This window comes from Thermomonospora umbrina, assembly GCF_003386555.1.
GTDB classification, from domain to species: domain Bacteria; phylum Actinomycetota; class Actinomycetes; order Streptosporangiales; family Streptosporangiaceae; genus Thermomonospora; species Thermomonospora umbrina.
This window is the reverse complement of the sequence record NZ_QTTT01000001.1, coordinates 810,681-835,102: the sequence shown is the minus strand read 5'-3', so window position 1 is coordinate 835,102 and position 24,422 is coordinate 810,681. Positions and strand designations below refer to the sequence as shown.

Annotated in this window: 21 protein-coding genes and 1 other RNA gene; 10 read left to right on the top strand and 12 right to left on the bottom strand. The window is 73.8% G+C overall.

Annotated features, from left to right (window positions below; all coding sequences use genetic code 11):
* Window positions 1-10: 10 nt before the first annotated feature.
* On the bottom strand, window positions 11-805 hold the full coding sequence (locus DFJ69_RS03690) for a putative protein N(5)-glutamine methyltransferase (RefSeq protein WP_116021178.1): 795 nt from the start codon (window positions 803-805) through the stop codon (window positions 11-13).
* A 96-nt stretch (window positions 806-901) separates the two neighbouring features.
* Here DFJ69_RS03690 and DFJ69_RS03685 point away from each other — a divergent pair, with 96 nt between their 5' ends.
* The 3 genes from DFJ69_RS03685 (at window position 902) to DFJ69_RS03675 (ending at window position 2,787) form a co-directional block, all read left to right on the top strand.
* The gene (locus tag DFJ69_RS03685) at window positions 902-2,038 is read left to right on the top strand and encodes an alpha/beta hydrolase (RefSeq protein WP_116021177.1); all 1,137 of its coding nucleotides are present in this window, start codon (window positions 902-904) and stop codon (window positions 2,036-2,038) included.
* Window positions 2,039-2,129: 91 nt separating this feature from the next.
* Window positions 2,130-2,438, top strand: a complete 309-nt coding sequence (locus tag DFJ69_RS03680) for a hypothetical protein (protein WP_116021176.1) — start codon at window positions 2,130-2,132, stop codon at window positions 2,436-2,438.
* Window positions 2,439-2,583: 145 nt separating this feature from the next.
* Entirely contained in the window at window positions 2,584-2,787 is a 204-nt protein-coding gene (locus DFJ69_RS03675; RefSeq protein ID WP_116021175.1) for a hypothetical protein, read from the top strand.
* A 78-nt stretch (window positions 2,788-2,865) separates the two neighbouring features.
* On the opposite strand, the gene DFJ69_RS03670 is transcribed toward DFJ69_RS03675, so the two are convergent.
* The 5 genes from DFJ69_RS03670 to DFJ69_RS03650 all read right to left on the bottom strand — a co-directional run bounded on the left by DFJ69_RS03670 (window position 2,866) and on the right by DFJ69_RS03650 (window position 6,468).
* Window positions 2,866-3,066 (bottom strand): hypothetical protein, encoded by a 201-nt coding sequence (locus DFJ69_RS03670; protein WP_116021174.1) that lies wholly within the window; start codon window positions 3,064-3,066, stop codon window positions 2,866-2,868.
* Between the two features lie 247 nt (window positions 3,067-3,313).
* An RNA gene (gene rnpB / locus DFJ69_RS03665) (RNase P RNA component class A) lies at window positions 3,314-3,704 on the bottom strand.
* 51 nt (window positions 3,705-3,755) lie between these two features.
* Window positions 3,756-4,922 carry a bifunctional RNase H/acid phosphatase gene (locus tag DFJ69_RS03660; RefSeq protein ID WP_116021173.1) on the bottom strand — a complete coding sequence of 389 codons (1,167 nt, stop codon included), beginning with the start codon at window positions 4,920-4,922 and terminating at the stop codon, window positions 3,756-3,758.
* Entirely contained in the window at window positions 4,919-5,662 is a 744-nt protein-coding gene (locus DFJ69_RS03655; protein ID WP_116021172.1) for a zinc ribbon domain-containing protein, read from the bottom strand. Before DFJ69_RS03655 ends, DFJ69_RS03660 begins: the two co-directional genes overlap by 4 nt.
* Window positions 5,659-6,468 carry a Nif3-like dinuclear metal center hexameric protein gene (locus DFJ69_RS03650; protein ID WP_116021171.1) on the bottom strand — a complete coding sequence of 270 codons (810 nt, stop codon included), beginning with the start codon at window positions 6,466-6,468 and terminating at the stop codon, window positions 5,659-5,661. The genes DFJ69_RS03655 and DFJ69_RS03650 overlap by 4 nt, the downstream gene beginning before the upstream one ends.
* Window positions 6,469-6,646: 178 nt before the next feature.
* Between DFJ69_RS03650 and DFJ69_RS03645 the strand changes: the two genes are divergently transcribed.
* The 3 genes from DFJ69_RS03645 to DFJ69_RS03635 all read left to right on the top strand — a co-directional run bounded on the left by DFJ69_RS03645 (window position 6,647) and on the right by DFJ69_RS03635 (window position 7,826).
* Window positions 6,647-7,018, top strand: coding sequence for a DUF6191 domain-containing protein (locus DFJ69_RS03645; RefSeq protein WP_116021170.1), 372 nt, complete (start codon window positions 6,647-6,649; stop codon window positions 7,016-7,018).
* Between the two features lie 120 nt (window positions 7,019-7,138).
* Window positions 7,139-7,462: a hypothetical protein gene (locus tag DFJ69_RS03640; protein WP_425453415.1), complete on the top strand. Its 324-nt coding sequence runs from the start codon at window positions 7,139-7,141 to the stop codon at window positions 7,460-7,462.
* 175 nt (window positions 7,463-7,637) lie between these two features.
* Entirely contained in the window at window positions 7,638-7,826 is a 189-nt protein-coding gene (locus DFJ69_RS03635; protein ID WP_116021168.1) for a hypothetical protein, read from the top strand.
* Window positions 7,827-7,989: 163 nt separating this feature from the next.
* On the opposite strand, the gene DFJ69_RS03630 is transcribed toward DFJ69_RS03635, so the two are convergent.
* The 3 genes from DFJ69_RS03630 to DFJ69_RS03615 all read right to left on the bottom strand — a co-directional run bounded on the left by DFJ69_RS03630 (window position 7,990) and on the right by DFJ69_RS03615 (window position 13,260).
* Window positions 7,990-10,251: a SulP family inorganic anion transporter gene (locus tag DFJ69_RS03630; protein ID WP_116021167.1), complete on the bottom strand. Its 2,262-nt coding sequence runs from the start codon at window positions 10,249-10,251 to the stop codon at window positions 7,990-7,992.
* A gap of 69 nt (window positions 10,252-10,320) precedes the next feature.
* Window positions 10,321-12,471, bottom strand: a complete 2,151-nt coding sequence (locus tag DFJ69_RS03625) for a hypothetical protein (RefSeq protein WP_170177528.1) — start codon at window positions 12,469-12,471, stop codon at window positions 10,321-10,323.
* Between the two features lie 198 nt (window positions 12,472-12,669).
* Entirely contained in the window at window positions 12,670-13,260 is a 591-nt protein-coding gene (locus DFJ69_RS03615) for a YbhB/YbcL family Raf kinase inhibitor-like protein (RefSeq protein ID WP_116021165.1), read from the bottom strand.
* Between the two features lie 461 nt (window positions 13,261-13,721).
* On the opposite strand from DFJ69_RS03615, the gene DFJ69_RS03610 reads away from it, so the two are divergent.
* A complete protein-coding gene (locus DFJ69_RS03610; RefSeq protein ID WP_116021164.1) occupies window positions 13,722-15,080 on the top strand; it encodes an NAD(P)/FAD-dependent oxidoreductase in 1,359 nt (452 codons plus the stop codon).
* A gap of 95 nt (window positions 15,081-15,175) precedes the next feature.
* Window positions 15,176-18,469, top strand: a complete 3,294-nt coding sequence (locus tag DFJ69_RS03605) for an ATP-binding protein (RefSeq protein WP_116021163.1) — start codon at window positions 15,176-15,178, stop codon at window positions 18,467-18,469.
* Between the two features lie 27 nt (window positions 18,470-18,496).
* Here the strand turns inward: DFJ69_RS03605 and DFJ69_RS03600 are convergent, their stop codons facing one another.
* Window positions 18,497-19,357 carry an ABC transporter permease gene (locus DFJ69_RS03600; RefSeq protein WP_116021162.1) on the bottom strand — a complete coding sequence of 287 codons (861 nt, stop codon included), beginning with the start codon at window positions 19,355-19,357 and terminating at the stop codon, window positions 18,497-18,499.
* 55 nt (window positions 19,358-19,412) lie between these two features.
* Window positions 19,413-20,393, bottom strand: coding sequence for an ATP-binding cassette domain-containing protein (locus DFJ69_RS03595; protein WP_116021161.1), 981 nt, complete (start codon window positions 20,391-20,393; stop codon window positions 19,413-19,415).
* 278 nt (window positions 20,394-20,671) lie between these two features.
* Here DFJ69_RS03595 and DFJ69_RS03590 point away from each other — a divergent pair, with 278 nt between their 5' ends.
* The gene (locus tag DFJ69_RS03590; protein ID WP_245973981.1) at window positions 20,672-21,265 is read left to right on the top strand and encodes a PH domain-containing protein; all 594 of its coding nucleotides are present in this window, start codon (window positions 20,672-20,674) and stop codon (window positions 21,263-21,265) included.
* Window positions 21,266-21,272: 7 nt separating this feature from the next.
* Window positions 21,273-22,721 carry a PH domain-containing protein gene (locus DFJ69_RS03585; RefSeq protein WP_116021160.1) on the top strand — a complete coding sequence of 483 codons (1,449 nt, stop codon included), beginning with the start codon at window positions 21,273-21,275 and terminating at the stop codon, window positions 22,719-22,721.
* Here the strand turns inward: DFJ69_RS03585 and sepH are convergent.
* Window positions 22,718-24,277 carry a septation protein SepH gene (gene sepH, locus DFJ69_RS03580; RefSeq protein WP_116021159.1) on the bottom strand — a complete coding sequence of 520 codons (1,560 nt, stop codon included), beginning with the start codon at window positions 24,275-24,277 and terminating at the stop codon, window positions 22,718-22,720. The two genes, DFJ69_RS03585 and sepH, sit on opposite strands and share 4 nt — an antisense overlap.
* Window positions 24,278-24,422 lie beyond the last annotated feature (145 nt).

Below are 24,422 nucleotides of genomic sequence, written 5' to 3'. Positions count from 1 at the left end.
CGAGGCTCGCTCAGGAGCGCGTCCCGATGACGACGGTGGCGTACGACTGCTCGTCCCGGACGACACGAGGGCTCAGTCCGGCCCCGGCGACGGCCTCGACGGCCTGCGCGGCCTGCCGTTCGGTGGTCTCGAACAGCAGGGCGCCGCCCGGCGCCAGCCACGCCGGGGCGGCCTCGGCCACCCTTCGCAGCACGTGCAGCCCGTCCGCGCCGCCGTCGAGCGCGACCAACGGCTCGTGCACGCGGGCCTCCGCGGGCAACAGGCCGACCTCCTCCGTCGGCACGTACGGGACGTTCGCGAGCAGGACGTCGACGCGCCCGTGGAGCGCGGCGGGCAGCGGCTCGTACAGGTCGCCCTCGTACACCTCGCCGCCGACCCGGGCGACGTTGCGGCGGGCGCACCGCACGGCGGCGGGCTCGACGTCGGCGGCGTGCAGTTCGACGCGCCCGAGCGCATCGGCCAGCGCGACGCCCAGCGCGCCCGACCCGCAGCACAGGTCCACCACGACGACCGGACGTCCGGACGTCCCGCGGCGGGTGGCGGCGGCCCGCCGGACGAGGAACTCGGTACGGCGACGCGGCACGAACACGCCGGGGTCGACGGCGATCCGCAGACCGCAGAACTCGGCCCAGCCGAGGACGTGCTCCAGCGGGAGCCCCGCGACCCGCCGATCCACCATCGCGGCGACCTCGGCGGGGGTCCGCGCGGTGGAGAGGATCAGTTCGGCCTCGTCCTCGGCGAACACGCATCCGGCGGACCGGAGCCTGCTCGCGACGACGGCCGGAACGAGGGCGGACGATTCCATCGAGCGCCGACCCTACCCCACCCCGACCTGCCCGAATAATGGCCGATTAAGGTCAGGTGATCACGAGGCGGGAGATCCGTCCCTATCTTCGCGATCATGACGACACAACAGGTCCGGAAACGGGGCCGCGGTCTGCGGTCGGTCCTCGTGGTGGTCGCGCTCGCCGCCGCCGCGATCCTGGTGCCCGGGACGCCCGCCCTCGCGGCGATCCCCGCCACCCTGCCCGCCCTCGACTCCCAGGGGATCACCGCGACCTGGCAGCCGGTCGACACCGACGGCGACGCGGTGCCCGACATGGGCCAGGCCGACATGACCACGGCGCAGGTCCACCGGCCGGGGGTCCACACGCCCACCGTCCGGGTCCGGGTGTGGTTCCCCACGGACTACCAACAGAGCGGCGTCGACCCGTATCAGGTGCTCTACCTCCTGCACGGCGGTGACGGACAGTTCTCCGACTGGTCGGACCCGGGCAAGGGCGCGCTGGTCTCCCAGGTGCGCGACCTCGGCTTCCGGGGCCTCATCGTGACGCCCGAGGGCGGCCGGGCCGGCTGGTACCAGGACTGGGCCGCCAACACCCGGGGCGGCTTCCGCCCGGCGTGGGAGACCTTCCACGTCCAGCAGCTCGTTCCCTGGATCGACGCCAACTTCAACACCGTCGAGAACCGCTCCGGTCGCCTCGTGGCGGGCCTGTCGATGGGCGGGTACGGCGCCCTCAAGTACGCCGTCCGCCACGACGACGTGTTCTCCACCGTCGCGTCCTTCTCGGGCGGCACCACCATCAAGCCCGAGGCGGCGATGAACACCATCGACCAGTCCCTGTACCTCCTGGGCGCCTCGGTGCAGGGCGAGGGCTACCCGGGGGACATCTTCGGCGTGACGTGGTGGGACCACCAACTCCCCGCCACCTGGAAGGAGGAGCGTCTGCCGCTGGTCTTCGGCCCGATGTCCGGCTGGGACGAGTACGACCCGCAGAGCCGCGTCCCGGACTACGCCGTGTACGAGAACAAGCTGTTCCTTTACGCCGGGACCGGCGAGGCGGACCTCGAGGCCGCGAACAAGACCTTTCACGACTCCCTCAACGCGAACCCGGGCAACCCGATCGACCATCGGTACTGCCGGGGCACCGGCGGCCACGACTGGGCGTCCTGGAAGACGGGCCTGACGCACTTCCTCCGCGAGGTCACCGACCCCGCGGGGACCCCGGACTGCCCGACGGGCTGGCAGAACGTCTGATTAACACTTTAAGTCGCCATCCAATTACTTGGGGTGATGGGCGGGGAGATTCGCGGAGCAAGCGCAGGAAGACCACGAAAGGGGATCGATCATGCGCAAGCTCCCAACACTCCTGACCCTGGCCTTCGTGACGCCGGCGGCGTTCCTCGGCCTCGGCTCCACGGCGTCCGCCGCCGTCCCTATGGGCGGCGGCGGATACCACTCCAGTTGCGGCTGCGGCCACAGCCACGGCCATCACGCCTACGGCTACGGGCATCACGGTCACGGCCACTACAGCTACGGCTACGGGTACGGCCACTACAGCAAGAGGCACTGCGGTAAGAAGCATGGGATTCACTCGGTCTTCGGCTTCGGCCACGACGACCACAAGTGCGGGCTGCTCTCCGACGAGTTGTTCTGAGCCCGTTCGGCCGTGAGGACGGTCGTCCGGCCGAGGCGCTCGACCGCGCTCCGCCGGGCGGCCCTCCACGGCCGTGCGCGTCGAGAAACGCCCCGGTCCCGCGGAGAGGCGCGACGGGGCGAACGATCAACGAAAGGCCCTGATCATGCGCAGGCTTCTCATCGCCCTCACCGTGGCCCTCGCCACCCTGTCGGTCGTCCCGTTGGGCGCGCCGGACATCGCCACGGCCGTGACCGCCGCGAGCGCCACGGCACCGGACGGCGGCCACTTCGGCCCCTGCGGCTGCTGCGGCTGCGACGACGACGACGGCGACGACCGCAACGGAGACGACGACCGCGGCGACGACTGACGAGAAACCCCGCCTCTCCGGCACGGAAAGGCGGGGCCCTCGCCGAGCGCGCTTCCCCACACGCCCGGCGGGATCAGGCTACCGGCGATACCCGGGGACCTCGTCCGCCGCCGCCGGGCGACGGTTGGGAACGGCGTAGGTCACGCCCAGCGCCCCGAGCACGGCCAGCGCCACCGCGACCCATTCTCCGGTGCTCACCGCGTCGTCGGTCAGCGCGGTGCCCAACGCGGCGCCGCCCGCCGCCAGCGCGGCGACGACGGCTTTCGCGTACTTCATCATGGTTCACTCCTTCCGGGGGGATCTCCGCAGGTCAGAGGCATGAATCCAGTCTCGACGCGAGGCGGCCCCGCCGGATGTACCGGTCGGGTGACGGGTCTGTCCCATCCGCGCGGTGACGGCCGACGGCGCGGCCGGACCGGCGGGGTCGGTGACGAGGATCGTGACCCGGACGCGGGCACGGCGCGGGCGCGCGCGAGCCCCCGCCCCGATCCGTCGCGGACCGGAGCGGGGGCTGCGCGTCGTCGGGCGGACGAGTCGGCCTGTAGGCCGGGTTCTGTCCCCGCCCCGGAGGGCGGGTGGCGGCCATCCATCTCGGGCCGTCGTTGCCGACGGCCTCCAGCGGTCTACCCGCAGGCTCGGGCGGGCCGCCCTCGGACGCCTGCGCGGGGAACCGTCGGCTCCCCTTCTTGACCTTGCTCCGGGTGGGGTTTACCGAGCCGCCCAGGTCACCCTGGGCGCTGGTGAGCTCTTACCTCACCGTTTCACCCTTACCACCGACGGATCGGTGGCGGTCTGCTTTCTGTGGCACTGTCCCGCGGGTCGCCCCGGGTCGGCGTTACCGACCACCCTGCCCTGTGGAGCCCGGACCTTCCTCGGCGGGGGCGCGAGGCCCCCGACGCGGCCGCCCGGCCGGCTCGTCCGCCGTGTCCCCAGCCTAGGGCCTGCGGGCAGAGGGTGCATATCGAGCGTCAGCGGGGGCCGAGGTGATGGGTGTCGTTGAACGAGCGCAGCACCGCCGGGCCGTCGTCGTACCAGTCGATCCGGGTCAGCGACGAGACGTCGAGGTGCATCCGGTACAGCGCGCCCATCGGGGCCTGCAGCGTGTCGCGGACCAGCAGTTTGATCGGGGTCACGTGCGAGACGACCAGCACCGTGCGGCGGCGGTGACGGACCTTCAGCTTGTCCAGCGCGGTCCGCACCCGGCGGGCCGTGGCGGCGAAGCTCTCCCCGCCGGGCGGCGCCGCCTCGGGGTCGGCCAGCCAGGCGTCCATCTGCTCCGGCCACCGTTCGCGGACCTCGGCGAACGTGAGGCCCTCCCACCGGCCGAAATCGGTCTCACGGAAGCCGTCCTCGACCCGTACCGGCGCGCCCGTCGCGGCGGCGACCTCGGCGGCGGTGTCGCGGCAGCGGCCCAGCGGCGAGGTGACGACGGCGTCCAGGCCGAGGTCCTTGAGGGCGAGCGCGGCGGCGCGGGCCTGCTCGCGGCCCGTCTCGGTCAGCGGGACGTCCCCGACGCCCGCGAACCGCTTCTCCACCGAGAACGGCGTCTGGCCGTGCCGCAGCAGCAGCGTCGTCGTCGGCGTCGTGGTGGCCGAGGACCAGGCCGGGGCGGCGGGCCCCGGGGACTCCGCGGACTCCGGATCGGCGTCGGTCCGCCCGCCCTCCCGATCGCCGGGGGCCTCGGACGGCTCCGTCCCGCGGACCCAGGGCTCGCCCCGGGCGGCCGCGTCCATCGCCTCGTTGGCCAGCCGGTCGGCGTGCGCGTTGCGGTTGCGCGGCACCCAGCCGTACGACACCGCACCCAACCCCGACGCGGCCTCCCGGGCCTCCAACGCCAGCGGGATCATGTCCGGATGCTTGATCTTCCAGCGCCCGGACATCTGCTCCACCACCAGCTTGGAGTCCATCCGGACCTCGACCCGGGCCGTCGGGGCCACCTCGGCGGCGGCCCGCAGCCCGGCGATCAGCCCCCGGTACTCGGCCACGTTGTTGGTGGCGTGTCCGATGGCCTCGGCGACCTCGGCCAGCACCTCGCCGGTGATCGCGTCCCGGACCAGCGCCCCGTACCCGGCGGGCCCGGGGTTGCCCCGCGACCCGCCGTCCGCCTCGACGACCAGCCTCCGCGAAGCGGTCACAGGCCCGACTCGGGGGTGCGGATCAGGATCCGGCGGCACTCCTCACAGCGAACGACCTCGTCCTGGGCGGCGGCCCGGATCCGGTTCAGGTCCACGGTGTTCAGCGCCAGATGGCAGCCCTGGCACCGGCCGCGGTGCAGGGCCGCCGCGCCGACCCCGCCGAACTGCGCGCGCAGCTTCTCGTAGAGGGCCATCAGGTCGTCCGGGACGTCCTTGGCCACCGCCGTGCGGGCCGCGCCCGTGGCGGCGACCTCCTCGTCGATCTCCTTCCAGGCGGCGTCCCGACGCTCGGTGACGGAGGTCAGCTCACGGCCGGCCTCCTCGCGCTCGGTGCGCAGCCGGGCGGCCCGCGCGTCGGCCTCCTCCCGGCGCTCCATGATCTCCAGCACGACCTCCTCCAGGTCGGACTGGCGACGCCGCAGCGAGGCGATCTCCGACTGCAGGTTGGCGAGGTCCTTGGCGGAGGTGACCATGCCCGAGTCCAGGCGCTGCTGGTCGCGCTCGGCCCGGGTCCGGACCTGGTCGACGTCCTGCTCGGCCTTCTTCTGCTCCCGGTCCAGATCGCTCACCTCGGTCTCGGCGGTGACGACCGCGTCGCGCAGCTCGGTCAGCCGTCCCTCGAGCCGCTCGATCTCGGCGGTCTCGGGCAGGGTCCGGCGGCGGTGCGCCGACCGGTCCAGCGCGGCGTCGAGCTCCTGCAGGTCGAGCAGGCGCTGCTGGGACTGGGGTGCTGCTTTCACTGTTCTCCTTCGAAGTGCAGCGTCCACGTGTCGGTGACGAGCGTCGATACATGGCTCTTGAGGTCGAGTTCTTCGGCCAGCCGACGCCGGAGGTCGGCCAGCCAGGGCCACTCGGTGGCCCAGTGGGCGGCGTCCACCAGCGCCGGCCCGTCCTGTTCGAGGAACTCCGAGGCCGGATGGTGGCGCAGGTCGGCGGTGAGGTAGACGTCCACGCCGGCGGCGCGGGCGGCCCCGAGCAGCGAGTCCCCGGCCCCGCCGCAGACGGCGACGGTGCGCACCGGACGGTCCGGGTCGCCGGCCGCCCGCAGGCCCCACGCGGTCGCCGGCAGCCCCGCCGCGGCCCGGGCCGCGAACGCGCGCAGCGGCACGGCGGCCTCCAACGCGCCGATCCGGCCGAGGCCGCGGGCCGGATCGTCCGGGGACGGGGCCAGCGGGCGCAGCGGGCCGGTCAGCCCGACCGCGCGGGCCAGTGCGTCGGACACCCCGGGATCGGCCACGTCGGCGTTGGTGTGCGCGGTGTACAGGGCCACCCCCGAGGTGATCAGCCGGTGGATCAGCCCGCCCTTCGGGGTGGTGGCGGCGACGCCGTGGACCGGGCGCAGCAGCAGCGGATGGTGCGTGACGATCAGGTCGGCCCCGATCCGGACGGCCTCGTCGACGACCGCGGCCACCGGGTCGACCGCCAACAGGACCCGGCCCACCTCGGCGTCCGGGTCGCCGCAGACCAGGCCGACGGCGTCCCACGACTCCGCCCACTCGGGCGGATAGAGCTTCTCGAGAACGGCGATCACCTGGGACAGACGCACGTCGGCAGGTTACCGCCCCGACGGCCCCGGACCGAGCGAACGCCGGTACGCTCCCGCGCGGTGCGCGGGCGGCCGGTCCGCGCCGGGTTCTCCGGAGGCTATGGTGGTGTGCCCGCCGGGCCGGATCGGTGCGGATCGATACGGGATCAAATCGGCGGCCCGGAGCGTTGGAGTCTGCGTGAAGTCACCATTCCGCCGCCGCCGCAGGCGGCCCAAGGGCCGTGCGGCCAAGCCCACGAACGTGCAGCCGGAGGTCGTCGACTGGCCGTCGGCCGGCACCGGGCGGACGTCCATGATGGGCGCCATCCGCGGGGACGGCGAGACGGGCGCCGGATTCGGCGCGGGCATGTTCGAGGACCTGCACGCCGCCTTCTCCGGGTCGAAGAAGATCCAGCTCGAGGAGCAGGAGGCGCAGAAGCTGCGCCGTGGCGACGACCACCATCTCCAGGGCGACGGCGTCTCGCGCGACGACCTGGACTCCGGCAAGATCCGCATCCGACGCACCGGGAACGGCACGACGCCGTCCCCCGAGCCCGGATCCGAGTCCTGACACCTTCTCGAACGCGCGTTCGAGTTTCTCGGTTAGCATGAGCCGGTGAGCGCGTACGTCCCTCCCGGCTGGCCCGGCCAGGTCCATCCGCCGGGCTCCGAGCGGTTCGAGGACACGGCGATGGCCTGGCTGCTGGAGTCGGTGCCGCCGGAGTATCGCCGGTACGGCGTGCTCCGTCGCTACCCGCCCACCCTGGTGCGGCTGGCCCGCCAGCACGTCGAGGCGGCCGTGACCGCGGCCCGCGAGGGGTTCCGCACCGCCCGCGCCGATCTGAGCGGGTCGGTCCCGCCGCACGGCATCGAGGCGTTGATGGACGTCTATCGGCGCGAGGGCGCCCGACTGGCCGCGCTCGCCGAGGCGATCACCCTCGTCGAGGCCGCCCTGCGGGGCGAGGCCGACGCGGACGACCCGGGGCGACGCCGCCCGTTCACCCCCGGACTCTGACCCGCCTCGTGGCGCTCTGGTGTCTCGTGGGGTGTGATGTCCCTCTTTGTGACCTTCAGGTCAGACGACACAATGCGTCCCTTCCCCTGCGCGTACGGTCGTGATACGAGCCGGTCGAAAACGGGGGCCGGCGGCAAGGCGGGCCGAGCGCCCGGCCCGCAGGGAGGAAGCGGCCATGTTCCTGATCATCGCAGCGGTCGCGCTCGTCGGATTCCTGTCGTCCCTGGTCTACCTCGTCGAGTTCGCCCGCGCCAGCCGGCACGACTCGCTGTTCACCCCGACCGACGCCGGCGGCTTCCGCCGGGCGCGGCGGGTCACCGGAATGTACGTGCGCGGGCGGGACGAGGAACTGACCCACCACTAGACCCGGTGAGACCCGAACGGGCCGCGCGCCGCGGGAACGCCGAGGGGTTCCCGCGGGCGTCGCGGCCCGGCGACGGGCTTGTCGGACGTCGTCCCCGCACACCAGGCGGGCCGATCCTCATCGGGATCGGCCCGCGTTCTCGTTCCGGGGGCCGGGCGACGCGTCAGGAGACGGTCGGCAGATCCGGCAGCTCGTCGGGGGCCTCGTCCGGAACGGGCACGAACGACCCCGCCGGGCGGTCCAGGATGTGCACCTTGGCCGTCTCCAGATCCAGGTACAGCCCCACCAACTCGAGCTTGCCCGCCTCCACGCGGTTGCGCAGCCACGGATAGGTCAGCAGGTTGTCCAACTGCTGACGCACGTTGATCTGGCAGAGCCGGCTGAGCGGCGGCTCCGCGCCCGGCTCGGAGTCCAGGAACCGGGCCAGGCTGTGGTTGGCGTGCTTGAGCCACCGGGACAGGCCCGGCAGGTGGTCGATCTCCGCGCCGCCGGCCAGCACACCGGCCATGGCGCCGCAGTTGGAGTGCCCGCAGACCGTGATGGTCTTGACGTCCAGCACGTTGGTGGCGTACTCCAGCGCCGCGGCCAGCGAGTCGTCGGAGACCCGGGACCCGTGGCGGGGGACCAGGTTGCCGACGTTGCGGACGATGAACAGGTCGCCGGGCCCGCTGGCGGTGATGATGTTGGGCACCACCCGCGAGTCGACGCAGGTGATGAACAGGTGCTCGGGCGTCTGCTTGAACGCCAGCTCCGCCATGATCGGGCGTACCAGCGGCACCATCTGGCCGTGGTACTCACGGACCCCCGCCAGCAGCAGTGCACTGGCGGAGACCTCGGGGGCGTCGAGTTCCGGATTCTCGCTACGACGCCAGCGATTCGCCCATGGGGCCCACCACCGGACGGGAGGGAACGATTTGCGCGTGGGGGTCATGTCGCCAGTCACGCGTCTTTCGTACCAAGTTTCATGAATTTCATCTATGTCGACTTCGCCACCCTGACGTTCGTGCGTCATGCGCCAGTCGTGCACGGCCTCGAACGCGGCGTGGTCCATGAAGTCGACGTTGAGGTCCAGATCGACCGCCGAACCCGCGGGGACCCGCCGCAGCATGCCGATCAGCCGGGGCACGCCGAGGAAGGTCAACGACCCGCTGACCATGACGTGCCAGCGCCCGTCGGCCTCCTCCACGTCCACCGACAGGCGGGTCAGCCGGCGCAGCGCCATCCAGGCCGTCACGCCGATGCCCAGCAGCACCCCCTCGCCGAGCCCGAACGCCACCACGCCCCCGAGGGTGATGAAGTACACAGACGCCTCGCCGTGGTTGCGCAGATCGCGCACCCGGGCGTTGTCGAGGAGGCGGACGCCCATCGCCACCAGCAGCGCGGCCAGCGCGGACAGCGGCACCTGCTCGATGAGCGGCCCGCACACCAGCGCCAGCAGCAGCACCCACAGGCCGTGCATGACGGTCGAGTATCGGGTCCGGGCCCCGGCGTTGACGTTGGCGGTGCTGCGGATGACGACGCCGGCCACCGGCAGGCCGCCCAGCAGCCCGGAGACGGTGTTGGCCGCGCCCTGCCCGGCCAGCTCGCGGTCCAGGTCGGCGCGGGGGACGCCGTCCGGACGCATCCGGTCCATGCTCACGCTGGTCAGCAGCGTCTCCACACCGGCCAGCACGGCGATCGCGATCACCACCCCGGCGATCTCCGGCACCGGGCCCGAGGGCATCACCGGGGGCTGCCAGCCCTCCAGCAGACTGCCGGGCAGCTCGACGCGCGGCACGTCCAGGTTCAGCGCCCAGGCCGTCACGGCGGCGGCGACGATGGCCGGCAGCGGCGCGGGGATCCGTCTGGCCACCGTGCCGGCCACCCCCCGCCAGGGGACGGGCAGCCTCCCCCAGGCCAGCAGGACGGCGATGGTCAGCAGTCCGATCAGCACGGCGTGGGAATGGTGCCCGGCGAGCTGGCCGGGCAGCTCGCGGATGTTGGCCAGCGCCGAGTGCTGCGGGCTTCCGCCGAGCACGATGTGGATCTGCGCCAGGATCAGCACCACGGTGACGCCGGCCAACATGCCCTGAACGACCGCGGGGGAGACGGCCAACGCGGTCCGGGCGACCCGGCCGAATCCGAGCGCCAACTGCACCAGGCCGGCCATGAACGTTATGGCGCACGTGGCGCGCCAGCCATAGTTCTGCACGGTCGAGGCGAGGATGATCGTGAGTCCCGCGGTGGGTCCGCTGACCGTCAGGGGGGAGCCGCCGAGCGCGCCGGCGACCACGCCGCCGACGATGCAGCCGATCAACCCGGCGACGACCGGTGCCCCGGAGGCGACGGCGAGGCCCAGCGACAGGGGGACCGCCACCAGGAACACGACAAAGGACGCGGGAAGATCACGCCGCAGGAAGCCTACGATTTGTGGTCTTGAGGTCACCTACAGTATCGAATCATGGTCGGCAAGACCTCTGCTAGGTGATCCCCTTAACAATCCGCAAACGATTGCTCACCGACGGTAATCGCGGTGGCTCTCCCAGTCGTCGCCTCCGCGCTGGTCCTGCTGACCGTACCCAGACCCCTGCTCGCCCTGGGGCGTTCCCTGGTCCGCCTGGCCGTGGCCCCCCTGCTGGCCGCCGAAGTAGCCGTTGCCGAAGGCCTGGGTGGCGTTGGGGTCGCCGCCGCCGTAGTTGCTGCCGCTGAAGTCGCCGTACCGACCGGGGTCGGCGGAGCCGCCCGAGGCGGGCGGCGTGGAGGGCTCGCCCATGCCGAACGAGCCGAACGACTCGCGCCCGGACGACGGGCCGCCGCCGAGCGGGTCGTCGTAGCGGGGGGCCTCGCCATAGGCGGGCGCCGACGGGTAGCCCTCGCCGCTCGCGTAGCCCTGGCCCTGACCGCCGGAACCGCCCTGACCGTAGCCGGGGGAGCCCCCGCCGCCGAGGCCGGAGAAGCCGCCGCCGGACAGACCGCTCCCGGACAACTGGCCGCTCGACAGGTCGTCGTGGCCGCGCCCGGAGGACGGCTGGTCATACCCCTGGGACCCTCCGGTGGTGGAGGACGACCACGGGGCGCCGCCGGAGCCGTAGGAGGCGTCGTGAGAGGTGCTCAGCGGGTCGTTCAGCGGGTCCGGCAGCGGGTTGCCGCCGGAGACTGGCGTGGGCCCGGTGGAGCGCTGACGGTCGGACTGGATGCGTTGCAGCAGCTCGTCCACGGTGGGCAGCCGGTGCCCGTCGGTGTCGTTCTGCTGCCCGGACGGCGCCGCGGGGGAGCCGTACGCCGCCGGGGCCGAGTGCGCCGGGGGACCGCCCGGACCGGCGCCCGAGGGCTCGTTGCGGGGCAGGCCGCGGGAGTCGCCGAACCCGCCGTGCAGCGGGCCCGCGGGCGGGGAGTCCGCGCTGAACGAGACCGTCGTCTCGGTGGGGCCGTACCCGGTCGACCCCGCGCCCTCTCCCGCACCGCCGTACGACGGCGGGTCGGGCAGGCCGAAGGAGCCCTCGCCGGGACCGGCGAACGGCCCGGTGGAGGAACGGTCGTCGGCGCGTCCCACGGGGAGGCCCAGCGGGTCGGAGACCGGCGGCGGGGTGGCGTAGTCGAGCGGGTCCTGCCGGGTGGGCCCGGCCGGGTTGCCGCCCGTGGCCAGCGGGTCGCCGGCGTCCCCGCGGAAGTGCGCGGCGATGGGCAGGTCGTGCGGCTCGGGAGTGCCGGGGAAGGACGGGGGCGGCGCGGGGACCGACTGCGGGCCGGTGCCGTACCCGCCGGGGGAGGCCGCGGGCTCGCCGCCGTAGGGACCCGCCTCGGCGGCGTACGGGGCGGGCTCGACGGGGTACCGACCGCCGTCGGCCGCGTACCGGTCGCCCTGGTCGGCCGGCTGGTCGGCGTACTGGTCACCGTACTGATCGGCGTACTGGTCGCCGCCGCCGCCGTACTGGTCGGCCCCGTACTGCTCGACGCCGTACTGGTCACCGGTCGCGTACTGGTCGCCGGCGCCGTACTGATCGCCCGCGCCGTACTGGTCCGCGCCGTACTGGCCGTCGGAGCCGAACGAGTCGCCGCCGTATCCGGGCTGGTCCATGGGCCCGGCCGGAACGGGCTGCGCCATCGCGGGCTCGGCGGGGGCGTGGGGCTGCTGCGGGGCGCCGGGCTCGGCCATGTCGGCGGCCGCGGCGAGCGGGTCCGCGGCCTCGTCGCGGTCCTCGTCCCGGTCGTGCTGCCAGGGGAACTTGGGCTTGTCGAAGGTGATGGTCGCCCAGTAGTCGTCGTCGCCCATCTCGTCGCTCATGTCGTCGCCCGCGGGGGCGCGACGCGGCGCCGGCGGAGGCGGGGCGGGCGGCCCCGGGGGCGCGCCGGCGGGGCCCGGCCCCGCGAGGCCGGCGGGTTGGGCGGGCGCGGGCGGCCCGGTGGGCGCCGCCAGCGGACCGCCGGCCACCCGGCGGTCGTAGCCCGCGCCGGTCCCGTGATCCTCGTAGCCGTCGTCGACGGGCTCGTCGACGGGTGGGGGCGCGGCCCGGCGGCCTCGCGACCTGGGTTGCTGCTGCGGCGGCTCGTCGGCCCAATCGTCCTCGTCCGCGCCGGTCCGGTTGGCCCGCATGCCCAGGGCCACCAGGACCACCACGAGGATGACGACCACGATGAGGCCGGGGACGACGATGTACATCATCATTGCGCAACCATCCAATGCCATGGCCCAGCGGGGATCGCCGGCGTGGCCGCTCGAGGCGGGACCGACCGGCCCCTGCCGCCTGACGCTAGCGCCTGGGTCCGGGGGGGCCTTCGACGATTCTCGCCGACCGCTATGACCCTTGTCACACCGTTCGCGGACATCGTCCCCCCTCGCTCGCGGACCCTTGGTCGAACGTCGTTACAGGTCGCCGAAGTTCCCGGTGATCCGTCCCCGGCCCACCGTGTACTTGGCGATCGTGCTGAGCGCCTCCTTGAGCGGGGCGCCCTGCTTGAGCGCCAGCCGCTCGCTCAGCGCGTAGAGCGTGAACCGGTAGCGGTGCCGCTCGCCCTTGGGCGGGCACGGCGGGACGTAGGCCGTCTTCTCGCTGGTGTTCAGCGCCTCCACCGCCTTCTCCGGACGGGCCCCCTCGACCAGCTCGTTGATCGTGCCGTCGATGTTCGCGATGACCCAGCCGACGTACGCCCCGTCGGAGCCGTCGGGGTCGTCGACCACGATCGCGAACGCCTTGGTCGTCTGGCTCGGCGCGCCCGACCACCGCAGCGGCGGAGTCCTGCCCTGGCCCCCAGGGTACGACGGGCAGGCGAACCGCGCGGGCAACTGCTTGCCGTCGTGGAAGGACGGGCTGGTCACCGTGAACTCGGCGAGCTCGGCCCCGGCGCTCATGGCGGGCCCGGTCAGCCCGCATCCGGCCAGGGCGCCGACCAGCGCGGTCGCCGGCGCGACCGCGGCCACGACGGCCGCTCGCGGACGTCGCTTCGTGCTCTTCATTCGACTAACGCTCCCGGGCGATCCTCGCTGGTTCCGCCCCGCGGCGGTGCCGTGCCGCGCACCGCGGGAGGCGGGCGCCTTCCTCGCGGCTCCACCCTAGAGCCTCGCCGCGCGTGCGTCCGTGCGGAACCGGGCGGCGGACCCGGGCGAGGCGACGGGCGGGCCCGGCCGCGCGCCGACCGGACCGGTCCGGAACACGTGCGGGGCGGGGGTGACGCGTGTCACTCCACCTCCCGGTCTGTCCGGATCGTGGTGCTGTGACGTTGGTCATGGGTGGTCTGTACGCTTATGACCAGTTTTTCGTGAAGGAGTGGCGAAGTTCACTCGGTAAGCGACGGTCCAGTTTGCTCGACTGGAAACTTATTGCGTTCTTGCCAAGGAATGGAATCGCGTTCGGCGCCGTTGGTCGGATAGCTTGTGAATGTCTTCACAAGATGGACCGAGCCACTTAGGAGGCCGTCATGGCCAGGCGCTCCCCCACCCCTGGCGCTCCCCACATCCTCATCGTGGGCGGCGGCTACGTGGGCATGTACACCGCGCTCCGGCTGGAGAAGAAGCTCCGCCGCGAGCTGAAGCGGGGCGAGGTCAAGATCACCGTGGTCGACCCCCAGTCCTACATGACCTACCAGCCCTTCCTGCCCGAGGCCGCCGCGGGGAACCTGTCCCCCCGCCACGTCGTGGCGCCGCTGCGCCGCGTGCTGCCCCGCTGCACCGTGCTCAACGCCCGGGTGACGGAGCTCAACCACGACGAGCGCTGGGCCATCGTGCAGCCGGTGGCGGGTCCGCCGGAGCGGATCTCCTACGACTACGTGGTGATGGCGGCCGGCTCGGTCTCGCGGACGCTGCCGATCCCCGGCCTCGCCGAGCACGGCATCGGCTTCAAGACCATCGGCGAGGCCATCCACCTGCGCAACCACGTGCTGGCCCAGCTCGACATCGCCGAGTCGACCAAGGACGTCGAGATCCGCCGCAAGGCGCTGACCTTCGTGTTCGTCGGCGGCGGGTTCGCCGGGGTCGAGGCGCTCGCCGAGCTGGAGGACATGGCCCGCAGCGCCGCCAAGTACTACCGCAACGTCTCCATCGAGGACATGCGGTGGGTGCTGGTGGAGGCCGCCGACCGGATCCTCCCCGAGGTCGGCCCGGACATGGGCAAGTGGACCGCCGAGCAGCTCCGCGGACGCGGCATCGACGTGAAGATGGAGACGTTCCTGCAGTCGGCCCTCAACGAGGAGATCGAGCTGTCGGACGGCGGCCGCTTCCCCGCCGGCACGCTGGTGTGGACCGCCGGCGTCAAGGCCGCCCCGGTGGTGCGCAACTCCGACCTGCCCCTGGACGAGCGCGGCCGGGTCAAGGCCACCGAGTACCTCACGGTCGAGGGCGTGGTCCGCGCCTACACCGCCGGTGACAACGCCGCGGTGCCGGACCTGACGCAGGAGGGCCAGTTCTGCGCGCCGAACGCGCAGCACGCGGTCCGCCAGTCCAAGGTGCTCGCCGACAACATCGTGCGGTCGCTGCGCGGCAAGACCCTCAAGCCGTACGTGCACAGCTACGCGGGCTCGGTGGCCGGCCTCGGCCTCTACAAGGGCGTCGCGCACGTGTACGGGATCAAGGTGAAGGGCGTGGCCGCCTGGTTCCTGCACCGCACGTACCACGTGTCCCGGGTGCCCACCTTCAACCGCAAGGTCAAGGTGCTCGCCGACTGGACGCTGGCGATGGTGTTCAAGCGGGAGACCATCTCGCTGGGCAGCATCGAGCAGCCCCGCGCCGAGTTCGAGCTGGCCAGCCGGGAAGAGGCCAAGCCCCGGACGCACGTGGCCTGAGCCGGAACCCTTCGTGAGCACGCCCCCGGGAACGTTCCCGGGGGCGTGTCGCGCTTCCGGACCGGACTCCGCCGTCGACGGGGGACAATCTTCGGGTGTCTGACAACGTGCGGATCGGGATCCTGGGGCCCGTCGAGGTGACCGAGGACGGCCGTCAGGTCACGGTGGGCGGCGCCCGGCTGCGGGCACTGCTCACCCGGCTGGCCCTGGACGCCGGGCGCGTCGTCCCGACCGAACGGCTCATCGACGACCTGTGGGAGGACCGGCCCCCGGCCGGCGCGCCCAACGCCCTGCAGTCGCTGATCTCCCGGCTGCGGGCGACGGTGGGGCGCGACCTGGTGGAGACCCCGGCCGGGGGCTACCGCCTCGCCGTGCCCGTCGTGGCGGTCGACGCCCACGCGTTCGAGGCCGCGGTCGCCGAGGCGCGCGACGTCCCCGATCCCGCCGAGCGGTCGGCGCGGCTGCGCGACGCCCTGGCGTCGTGGCGAGGACCCGCGCTGGCGGACGTGTCCGGGCTGCCCTTCGCCGAGGGGCCCGTCGCCCGGCTGGAAGGGCTGCGCCGGGCCGCCCGCGAGGACCGCGTCGACGCCGACCTGGCGCTCGGCCGCCACGCGGAGCTGATCCCCGAGCTGCAGGCGCTGGCCGCCGCCGACCCGATGCGCGAGCCGCTGCGCGCGCGGCTGATGAGGGCGCTGTACGGGGCCGGGCGGCCGGCCGAGGCGCTGGCCGTCTACGCGGACATCCGGCGGCTGCTCGCCGACACGCTGGGCGTCGACCCGTCGCCGGAGCTTCAGGCCCTGCACCTGGCGATGCTGCGCCGCGACCCCGTGCTGCTGCCCGACCCCCCGTCGCCGGTCCCGGCCACCCCGCCCGTTCCGGCGTCGGACGAGCGGCCCCGGCTCGGCAACCTGCGGGCCCGGCTGACCAGCTTCATCGGCCGGGACGACGACATGCACCGGGTCGTCAAGATGCTGGGCGAGGCCCGGCTGGTGACGCTGATCGGGCCCGGCGGGGCGGGCAAGACCCGGCTGGCGCTGGAGTGCGGCGACCGGCTGCACGAGTCGATGCCCGACGGGGTCTGGTCGGTGGAGCTGGCGCCGGTCACCGACCCCGCCGAGGTGCCGCACGCCGTGTTGGCCGCGCTGGGGCTGCGGGAGACCGCGCTGATCTCGGCGCGCGGCGGGCTGGGCGCGGTGGAGACCACCGATCCGCTCGACCGACTGGGCGCGGCGTTGGCGGGCAAGCGGATGCTGGTGCTGCTGGACAACTGCGAGCACCTGCTCGACGCCGCCGCCGGGCTGGCGGCCAGGCTGCTGGCCGACTGTCCGCAGGTCCGGGTGCTGGCCACCAGCCGCGAGCCGATGGGCATCACCGGAGAGACGCTGTGGCCCGTCGAGCCGCTGCCGCTGCCGCCGTCGGACGCGTCCCCCGAGGAGGCGGTCGCCTTCCCGTCCGTCCGGCTGCTGGCCGACCGGGCCGCCGCGGTGCGTCCGGGCTTCACGGTGACGGCCGCCAACGTCGGCCTGCTCGTGCGCATCTGCCGGGCCCTGGACGGCATGCCGCTGGCCATCGAGCTGGCCGCGGCCCGGCTGCGGGCGCTGACCGCCGGGCAGCTCGCCGAACGCCTCGACGACCGGTTCCGGCTGCTGACGGCGGGCAGCCGCAGCGCGCTGCCCCGCCACCGGACGCTGCGGGCGGTGGTCGAGTGGAGCTGGGAGCTGCTGGAGGACGCGGAACGGGCGCTGTGGCGGCGGCTGGCGGTGTTCGCCGGCGGCGCCACCGTGGCCTCCGCCGAGGCCGTCTGCCCCGGGGACGCCCTGGCCGGGCACGACGTGTTCGAGGTGCTCAGCGCGCTGGTCGACAAGTCGCTGGTGGTGCTGAGGACCGAGACGGGAGGCGCCGCGCCGGTGTCGACCGAGGAGGTCCCGCGCTACCTGATGCTGGAGACCATCCGCGCGTACGGCCTGGAACGACTGGCCGAGGCCGGCGAGGAGGAGCGGTACCGGCGGGCGCACGCCGAGTACTTCGCCGATCTCGCCGAGGCCGCCGACCCCCGGCTGCGCAGCGGCGACCAGGTGGAGTGGCTGGCCCGGCTGAGCCGCGACCACGACAACCTGACCGCCGCCCTGCGCTGGGCCATCGGCGCGGGCGACGCCGCCCTGGCGATCCGGATGTGCGCGCGCCTCGGCTGGTACTGGTGGCTGCGCGGCCAGGCCGCCGAGGGCGCCGACTTCACTGCCGAGGTGCTGGCGATGCCGGGGCTGCCCGCCGACCAGACCACCGCCGTGGCCGCCGGACTCGCCGCGCTGGGCTCGTTCGGGAGCCCGCGCGACGTGGCGGAGATCCAGCGGTGGCTGCTGCAGGCCGAGGAGATCCGCGACGGGCTGGGGGACGAGCCGCAGCACCCCATGATGAGGCTGTTCGGCGCGATGCTGAGGGGTCTGGGGCCCGACGGGACCACCCCGCGCCGCCTGGACGAGATGGCGCCCCTGCGCGACGACCCGGATCCGTGGGTGGCGTCCATGGCGTGGTTCGTCCACGGGCAGATGGCGCTCAACTCGGGCCGGCTCGACGCGGCGCGCCATGACTTCGGGATCGCCCTGACGGGGTTCCGGGGCACCGGCGACCGCTGGGGCATCTCGTTCGCGCTGACGGCGCAGGCGGAGATGTTGTCGTGGGACGGGCGGCACGCCGAGGCGCTCGCCCTCTACGAGGAGGCGCTCGGCGAGATCGAGCGGCTCGGGGTGGTCGCCGACGCGGTGCGGCACGCCCACACCAGGATGGCCGGCGAGCTGTTCATGATGGGCCGCCACGACGAGGCGCGGCGGCTGCTGGACGAGGCGATGCGCGACGCCGAACGCTCGGGCTCCACGTGGGCGCAGATCTGGATGCTGTTCGTCAACGCCGACCTCGCGGTCGAGACCGGTGGGTTCGAGCAGGCGGCCCGCGACCTGGACCGGATCGATCGGCTGCTGGTCGGCCGGCACTCGGGCCCGATCCAGTTCCGCGCCATGCTGATCCTGACGCGCGCCAGGCTGGCCGCCGCGTCCGGCGACCGGACCACCGCCCGGGCGGTGAACCTCGAGGGCCTGCGGCTCGCGGTGGAGTCCCGTGACAACCCCGTGCTCGCCACCGGCCTGTCCGGCCTCGCCGACGTGGAACGGCACGACGGCGCGTTGGAACGGGCGGCGGAACTGCTGGGCATGGGCCACTCGGTGCGCGGCATGCGGGACCGGTCGCGCCCCGAGCACGTCCGGTTGGAGGAGTCGCTGCGGGCCTCGCTGGGCGACGAGGCGTTCACCGTCGCCTATGAACGGGGCCGCGCCCGCGACGAGGACGCGGTGCTGGCCTTCCTGAACCTGGAACGGCCGTCCCCGCCCTCTGCGTGAGGGGCGGGAACGGCCGTCGACCCCGGCTCATGCCCGGCGCTTGAACGCCCGCATGGCCAGCGGGATGAAGATCGCGGCGATCAGCGCGCCCCAGGCCAGGGCGATGACGGCGTGCTCGGCCACCGATCCGCCCGACTGGTGATTGGCCAGCGCCCCGGTGCTCTGGTCGCCGACCAGCAGCCCGCGGACCGCCTCCACCAGGTGCGTCATCGGGTTGTTGCGCATGATGAACTGCAGCACGTCGGGCGCCCGGTCCGAGATCGGTACGAACGCCGAGCTGAGGAAGGTGATCGGGAAGATGATGGTGAACCCGAAGATCTGCACCTTCTCCGGCTCGCCGACCGCCAGCCCGATGAACACCGACGCCCAGGCGAACAGCGAGGTGAACGCCAGCAGCAGCGCCAGCGCGCCCAGCGTCTGCAGCGGGCCGGTGTCGATCCGGAAACCGATCAGGAAGCCCACCACCAGCAGCACGGCCATCGACCAGACCTGCTTGACCATGTCGGCCAGCATCCGGCCCGACAGCGGCGCCAGCCGGGAGATCGGCAGGCTGCGCAGCCGGTCGAAGACCCCCTTGGTGACGTCCACGTTCAGCCCGAACCCGGTGGTCATCGTCGCGAACAGGGCGTTCTGCGCGATGATGCCCGGGATCACGATGGGCAGATAGCCGTCCACCGTGCCGCCGATGGACGGGCCGAACACGTACGCGAACAGCAGCACGAACATGATCGGCTGGATGCTGAGGTCGATCAGCTCCATCGGGTTGTGCTTGATCTGCACGAGGTTCCGCCAGGCCAGGGTGAGCACGTTGCGCACCGTGGTGCCGGGGGAGACCCGTTTGCCGAGGTCGAGCCGGGCGGCGTGCCCGGCGTGGGTGGCGGTGGTCATGAGATCGGCTCCGTTCCGGAGGTCGTCGGGCGGGCGGGGGCGGGGACGGCGGCGCTCACACGCCCGCCTCGACCGTCTCGGGGGTCTCCGCCGGGGCGGCGTCCGCCTCGGCGCGGTGTCCGGTGAGGGCGAAGAACACCTCGTCGAGACTCGACTTGCGCAGCGACAGCTCGCCCACGGTGACACCCGCCTCGTCCAGCCTGCGGACCACCGCGGGCATCACCGCGGGATCCGTGATCGGCGCGCTGACCAGGCCGTCCCTGACCTCGGCCTGGGCGTCGGCCAGCTCGGCGACGATCCGGGCGACGGTCACGTGGTCGGCCTCGGTGACCGGCCGGACCTCCAGCACCTGGCCGCCGGCCTGGGTCTTGAGCTGGTCCGGAGTGCCCCGGGCGATCACCCGGCCGTGGTCGATCACCACGATGTCGTCGGCCAGTTGGTCGGCCTCCTCCAGGTACTGGGTGGTCAGCAGCACGGTCACGCCCTCCTCGGTGAGACCGCGCACGATGTCCCACAGGCCGCCCCGGCTGCGCGGGTCCAGCCCGGTGGTGGGCTCGTCGAGGAACAGGATCTGCGGCCGGCCGACCAGGCTGGCGGCCAGATCCAGCCGGCGGCGCATGCCGCCGGAGTAGGTCTTGGCGGCCCGGTCGCGGGCGTCGCTCAGCTCGAAGCGCTCCAGCAGCTCGGCGGCGCGGCCCTTGGACTCCGGGCGCGACATCCCGAGCAGCCGGCCGATCAGCACCAGGTTCTCGGTGCCGGTGAGCATCTCGTCGACCCCGGCGTACTGGCCGGTCAGACCGATCAACTGGCGCACCCGGTGGGCGTCGGTGACGACGTCGTACCCGCCGACCTGGGCGTGGCCCTCGTCGGGTTGGATCAGGGTGGCGAGCACCCGCACGCTGGTGGTCTTGCCCGCGCCGTTGGGCCCGAGGACTCCCAGGACGGTGCCCGCGCGGGCCGTCAGGTCCACGCCGGCGAGTGCCCGGGTCTCGCCGAACCGCTTCACCAGGCCCTCGGCCTGGATCGCATAGGTCATGTTCAAACTCCCTGGAACTCGTGACGCAGGACATCTCACGGCGTTGACGCGACGGCATGTCAACCTATGTCGCGAATCTTCCGGCCGCATCCAGTTTTTTCGGAACCGCTGTCAGCGCGCCGGCAGGCCGCCGGCAAGGAGGCCACCGTCGCACACGGGTCTGACAAAACGCTGAGACCACCGGAAACGTCATGCAACGCACGAGAGGTGGCCAGGTATTCCTGACCGCCCGGTAAAGGGACCAGAGCGGACGTCCACCCCCCATCTAGACTTCGGATGTGACGGCGACTGACTCAGGACGCCACGACGGCCCGTCCGCCGGGTCCGACCCCTCCGCCGGGCCCGGGCGGGCCGCGGCGGGCCCGAGGCTGCGGCCGCCCGCCCACCGGGTCTCCCCCCGGGCCATCGCCCACTGGGCGATCGAGTACCTGGCGGCCTGGGCGGTGGCGTTCGGGCTGGCCTGGGGCGTCGCCGCCTGGGTCGACTCCGCCGACCCGGACTGGCTGCCGGGCTGGGCCGGCGGGCGGATCTGGTGGCTGCCCGTCGTCACCGGCGTCGCCGGGGCCCTGCTGGTGGCGGTCGCCCCCGCCTGGCGCTACCGGGTGCACCGCTGGGAGGTCAGCGCCGACGTCGTGTACACCCGCACCGGCTGGTTCTCCCGGGAGTGGCTGCTGGTGCCGGTCAGCCGCATCCAGACCGTCGACACCGAGCAGGGTCTGATCGAACGCCTGCTGGGGCTGGCCACCATCGAGATCAGCACGGCCTCCCACGCCGGGTCCTCCCAGGTCGCCGGCCTGCCGGTGAACGTGGCGACACGCCTGGCCGAGGATCTCGCCCACCGGGCCCACGGCCTGCGCGACGACGCGACATGAGGCCCCGATGAGGCCCCTGGCCCCGCCGGCGGCGACCCGGCCGCGCCGCCTGCATCCCATGACGGTCGCGGTGGGGGCGCTGCGCGAGCTGCTGGGTCTGCTGGCGGCGGGGGCGGCCGGGCTGGTCGTCGGCGGGCTGTCCACGGCGTTCTACTTCGCGCTGCTGGGGCTGGCGTTCGGGCTGCTGTTCCACCTGGCGAAGTGGGCCACCTTCACCTACACGCTGCACGACGACCGGTTGGAGCTGCGGCGCGCCCTGCTCGGCCGCTCGATGAAGACCATCCCGCGCGAGCGCGTACGGGGCGTGGACGTCAACGCGCCCCTGGCCCACCGGCTGTTCGGCCTGGCCATCGTGCAGATCGACGCCGGATCCGAGGGCGGCGACGGCGAGCTGAGGGCGGTCTCGCGCGCCGAGGCCGAACGGCTCCGGGCCCTGCTGATGACCGGGGACGACGCTCGTCCGGCCGCCGACCGGCAGGGCTCGGCGGTGCTCGCCCGCGCCCGGCCCCGCTGGTACCTGTTCGCCCCGCTGAGCGGCGCCTATCTGCTGACCCCGTTCGCGCTGGCGGGCAGTCTGCTGGGGGCCCTGTACAACCTGGGCGACGAACTGGGCCTGATCGACGACCGGCGGCTGTCGGAGCTGGGCGACGACGTCGCGGGCTGGCCGCGCGGGGTGTTCGTCGTCTTCGCGCTGGTCTTCCTGGCCGCCATGCCGATCGCCTCGGTGGTCGTGTTCGCCCTGTTCAACTGGGACTTCACCCTGCGCTCCACCGGCGGCGGCACCGCCGTGGCGGCCGAGCGCGGGCTGTTCACCCGACGCAGCGTGTCGCTGGAGCGCCGCCGGATCCGCGGGGTCGAGCTGGCCGACAACCCCCTCGAACGGGCCGCCGGGGTCGTTCGGCTGAGCGCGCTCGTCACCGGTCTGGACGACACGGCCCACCGGGGACGTCTGCTGCCCGCCTCACCGCGTCCGGTGGCGTCGGCGGCGGCGTCGCGGGTGCTGGGCGACCGGCTGCCGGGGCCGCTCATCCGGCATCCGCCCGCCGCGCGTCGTCGCCGGATCGTCCGGGCGGCCGGGCCGCCGCTGCTGCTGGCGGCGCTGGCGGTCCCGGCAGGCCGGTCCTGGGCGGTGTCCCTCGCGCTGGCGGCGGCGCTGATCGCGGTGCCGCTGGGGCTCGACCGTTACCGTCAGCTCGGGCACGCCACCGACGGGACGCGCCTGACCGTGCGGTCCGGGTCGCTGCGCCGTCGCCAGGCGGTCGTCGAGCACCGGGCCGTGGTGGCCTGGCGGCTGCGGCGGACGCTGTTCCAGCGGCGGCTGGGCCTGGCCACCCTGACGGTCGGCGTGGGGGCGGGGGAGGGCGCGTATCCCGCCCTCGACATGGGCGAGTCCGACGCCGTCGCGTTCGCGCACGGCATCACGCCCGAGTGGATCGGCCCCTTCCTGGAGGACTAGTCCGGGCGACGGGCGCCGAACATGATCTCGTCCCAGGAGGGCACCGAGGCCCGCTTGCCCTTGGACTTGCGCCGGCGCGCGGCGGCGCTCTGCCGCTGGGCTGGTGTGGGGGCGGGCGCGGGCACCGGGACGTCCCGTGCCGCGGCGGGCTCCGCGACGGGGACCTCGGCGGCCGGTGCCGCGGCCGCCGCGGGGGCGGGCGCGGGGGCGGGCGCGGCGGGAGCCGCGGGGGCGGGCCGGGCAGGGGTCTTCTCCCTGCGCGACCGCGCCTTGGCGGCGGCGGGCTTGGCCGGCGTGCGCGGCGCCGGAGCCGGGGCGGCGGCCCGCTCGGGCTCCTCCTCCGGCTCGGAGTCGACCTGCGCCTCGGGCTCCGGCCCGGGCTGGGGGGACTGCTCGGCGGCGGGGACCTCCGGCTCGTCCTCCTCGGTCGCCGGGGCCTCCGGCTCGTTCTCGGCGGGCCGCTCCTCGGCGACGACCTCGGGAACGGTCTCGGGCTCCTCGACCACGGCGGGTGGGTCGTCCTCGGCGTCGGCCGGGGCGGGCGGCTCCTGGACTGCGGGCCTCGGCGGGGCGGGCGGCTCCTCGGCCCGGGGCATGGGCGGCGGCGGAACCGACAGGTCGGGCTCGGGCAGCGGCCGGTGCGGACCCGAAGGGCGCGCCTGAGCGGCGGGCGCGGACGGCGCGGTGGGCGTGGCGGGCGTGGCGGGCGGGCGCGGCGGGGCCGCGGCGGGCGTCGGCGGCGCCGGGGTCAGGGGCGCCGGCGCGTTCTCGGCCTGCGGGCGGGGGTCGGGCGTCCGTCCGCGCTCGACGGCGTACTCGCGGCGCGCGGGCTCGGCCGCCTGGGCGGCGGTCGTGCGGGACGCGGCGGCGGGGGACTGCGACGGGGACGGGGACGGGGAATCCTGCACGATCTTCATGGCGGGACGACGCGGCAGCAGCGGGGTCACCGTGTCGGCGGACTCGTCGGCGGCGCCGCCGTCCCACTCCTGCGCGGTCAGCCGCGCCGCGACCTCGTCCCGCGGCGACAGGTGCCGGCGGCGGGGGTCGAACAGCCACTCGGCCGCGTGCGGGCGGCCGTCGTCGAAGAACGACAGCCGGACCCGCCAACTGCTGTCCTCGCACTTCCAGGAGTCCCACTCGACGTCCTCGAGGTCCACGCCGCCGCGGTTCAGGCGCTCCTCGACCATCTCGCCGAGCGGCGGTCCGGGGGCCGTCTCGCCGGGGCGGCGGACCGGGACCCGCTGCGCCTGCTGGGCCATGTACTCGCGTTCCTGCAGGACCGGACCCTCGAACCAGCGGACGCGCTCCACCGGGATGCCGGCGGACTCGGCGATCTCCTCCGCCGTCTCACCGGCCCGGATGCGGGCCTGGATCTCCTTGGGACGCAAGGGACTCTCCACTTCGATCTCGAACTGGCCGAGGCGGGAGAAGTGCCCACGGACCGCGGCGCGCAGCCGGTCGTCGACGGGCAGGGTGAACCGAGTGCCCCGGCCCGCGGTGGCCAGCACGAGGTACGTGCCGTCCTCGCTGACCGCGACGAGGCGCAGCTCCTGCATGCATGTCCTTCCTGCGGTGACGGCGCTGGAAGGACGCCGAACGACCCGTGTCGCCGCGACCGCCCTCCGCGGCGCTCGCGGGACGCCGGTATGTTACGACGCCCGACCTGGGGCGCATGCGTGCCCTTCCCCCGGGTTCTCGAGT